We start from the raw sequence: 2,651 nt of genomic DNA, 5'->3' as shown, positions 1-2,651 counted from the left end.
GACTGGGTCCAGGACAAGGATCTCCGGGAAAAGGTGATTTCCACCATGGAGGACGCCCTCAAGACGGGCGGATGGGAGCCAGAGGATATGGAAAAGATTCCCTTCACCCTTCTCATCCCCGACTGCCCCGCCTCTCTGAACGTCCATAACAGGGGCGTGACGAGGATGGCCAAGGCCATCTACGACGAGTACAACCCACTCTACAAGGACAACGGCGGCTTCAAGCTGGACCACGACACGCTCATCGCCGGCGCCATCCTCCACGATGTGGGCAAACTCGTGGAATACGAGAAGAAGGACGGCAAGATCGTGAAGTCCCCGATGGGCAAGGACCTCCGGCATCCTTTCTCCGGCGTCGGGCTGGCCATGCGTAACGGCATACCCACCAGGATATGCCACTGCATCGCCGTCCACGCCAAGGAGGGCGACGGCGGATACCGCTGCCCCGAGGCGGTGGTCATCAACAAGTGCGATTTCATCAACTTCGAGACCATCAAGTCGTTCCTGGGACTTCTCTAGCCGGAACGATCTATCAACGGGAGGTGCGTGACCCATGGGTAAAACGATGATCGAGAAGTCCATCGAGCGGGCAGCCGGCCGAGAAGTAAAGGTCGGCGAGAGGGTCTGGTGCAACATCGACCTGTCGACGGCTCGCGACTTCGGCGGAGCTAACTGCGTGCTGCAGTTCGAGGAAGTAACCGATAAAAAAGGAAAGGTCTGGAACCCCGACAAGGTGGCCTTCACCTTCGACCTCCAGGCACCGTCCCACTCGGAAAAGGTATCCAACAACCAGAAGATCATTCGAGAATTCGCCAAAAAGCAGGGCATCAAGAAGGTCTTCGACGTGGACTGGGGCATCGGCCAGCACGTCCTGCTCGAGAACGGCCTAGTGAAGCCCGGCGACGTGATCCTTGGCACCGACAGCCACATGAATCTCCTCGGCGGGGTGGGCGCCTTCGCCACCGGCGTGGGGAACACCGACATAGTGGCCTCCTGGTTCGAAGGGACCAACTGGTTTCGCGTGCCCGAAACGATGAAGATCACCGTCACGGGCAAGTTCGCGAAGGGCGTCTGTATGCGCGACCTGCTGACCCACATCGTGGGAACCCTGGGAGCCGACGGCATGTTCTTCCTGGCCACCGAGTTCTACGGCGAGACCATCGAAAAGGCGTCCCTGGCGGAGAGGATAACTCTCTGCTCCATGGTCACCGAGATGAGCGGCAAGGTGGGCCTCATCATGCCCAACGGCGAGGTCCTGGACTGGCTGGTCGACAGGGCCGGCGACGAGGTACTGGACAGGGTCAAGACCCTGGCGGCCGACCCGGACGCCGTTTACGTCAAGGAACTGGAGTTCAACGTCGACGGCCTCGAGCCGATGACATCCTGCCCCGACGCGCCGGACAACGTGAAAAAGGTTCGGGAGGTCGCCGGAGAGCACGTGGACCAGGTCCACATAGGTTCCTGCTCCAACGGCCGTTTCGAGGACATCACGGCCGCTTTCGAGGTCCTCAAGGCGGGCGGCTTCAAGGTAGCCCCGGGCATGCGGGCCATCGTGACACCGGCCACCCGGGAGGTCATGCTGGAGTGCGCCAAGGCCGGGTACATCCAGAAGTTCCTCGAGGCAGGGGTGATCTTCACCAACCCGACCTGCGCGCTCTGCACCGCCGAGCACTACGGCGCCCTGCCCAGCGGCGACGTGGGCATGTCCACGACGAACCGGAACTTCATAGGCAAGGTCGGCAAGGGGAGCCACACCTACCTGGCAAGCCCCATGACCGCCATGGCCACCGCCGTGCGCGGCAAGATCACTGATCCCAGGGATATCCTCGGATAAGGAGGTTGGGAAAGAATGGATAAGACGATCCTTCGCGGAAGAGCCTGGGTGTTCGAGGATGATGTCGACACCGACCTCATCTACCACAACAAGTACCTGGCCGAGACCGACCCGAAGAAGATGCCCCAGTACTCCTTCGAGTACTACCCCGGCAAGGAGCACTTCGCGAAAGAGGTAAAGGAAGGGGACTTCATCGTAGCGGGCACGAACTTCGGCTGCGGCTCCTCCCGTGAGCACGCCGTCTACTGCCTGAAGTACGCCGGCATCCCCGTCGTCCTGGCGGAATCCTTCTCTCGCATCTACTATCGCAACGCCATAAACAACGGGTACCCGGTCCTCTTCGTGAACGGCCTGAGCCAGGCCATCAAGGACGGCAAGATCAAGGACGGCGACGAACTTGAGGTCGACCTGGAGAAGGGCGAGATCAAGGATCTCACCAATGGCAACAACTTCCACGGCGACGCCGTCGCGGACCTGGAGATGGACATAATGAAGGCCGGCGGCCTCATCGAGTACCTCAAGGAAAAGGCCGTCAGCAAGTAGGAGGGGGTCGGCATGGGAAAGACATTCGCTGAAAAAGTGCTCGGCAAGGCGGCCGGCGAGCCCGTTTCGGCCGGCCAGGTCGTCATCGTTGAGCCCCACTTCTGCATGAGCCACGACAACGCCGCGCCTATCTGGGGCATTTTCCAGAAGATCGGCGTGAATAAGGTCTGGAAGCCAGACCACCTGGTGTTCATCCTGGATCACGCCATCCCGGCGCCGACGGACAAGCACGCCGAGAACCACATGAAGATCCGCCAGGTGGTCAAGGAACAGG

The 2,651-nt window shown here is 60.8% G+C and carries 4 protein-coding genes; all 4 read left to right on the top strand.

Annotated elements, in window-relative coordinates; genetic code table 11:
- The coding region (locus GX108_05730) for an HD domain-containing protein (protein NLO56537.1) at positions 1-519 on the top strand (519 nt) is incomplete at its 5' end.
- 34 nt (positions 520-553) lie between these two features.
- Positions 554-1,834 (top strand): 3-isopropylmalate dehydratase large subunit, encoded by a 1,281-nt coding sequence (locus GX108_05725; protein ID NLO56536.1) that lies wholly within the window; start codon positions 554-556, stop codon positions 1,832-1,834.
- Positions 1,835-1,849: 15 nt separating this feature from the next.
- Positions 1,850-2,377 (top strand): 3-isopropylmalate dehydratase small subunit, encoded by a 528-nt coding sequence (gene leuD / locus GX108_05720; GenBank protein ID NLO56535.1) that lies wholly within the window; start codon positions 1,850-1,852, stop codon positions 2,375-2,377.
- A 12-nt stretch (positions 2,378-2,389) separates the two neighbouring features.
- On the top strand, positions 2,390-2,651 hold a 262-nt coding region (locus tag GX108_05715; GenBank protein ID NLO56534.1), incomplete at its 3' end, for a 3-isopropylmalate dehydratase large subunit.

Source organism: Thermovirga sp. (assembly GCA_012523215.1).
GTDB lineage: Bacteria > Synergistota > Synergistia > Synergistales > Thermovirgaceae > 58-81.
The sequence above is the reverse complement of the archived record's forward strand: the minus strand, read 5'-3'. Positions and strand labels throughout refer to the sequence as shown.

Coding starts and splice junctions, on each gene's coding strand:
- leuD (NLO56535.1), top strand. CDS start 1,850: ATGGATAAGACGATCCTTCGCGGAAGAGCCTGGGTGTTCGAGGATGAT.
- GX108_05725 (NLO56536.1), top strand. CDS start 554: ATGGGTAAAACGATGATCGAGAAGTCCATCGAGCGGGCAGCCGGCCGA.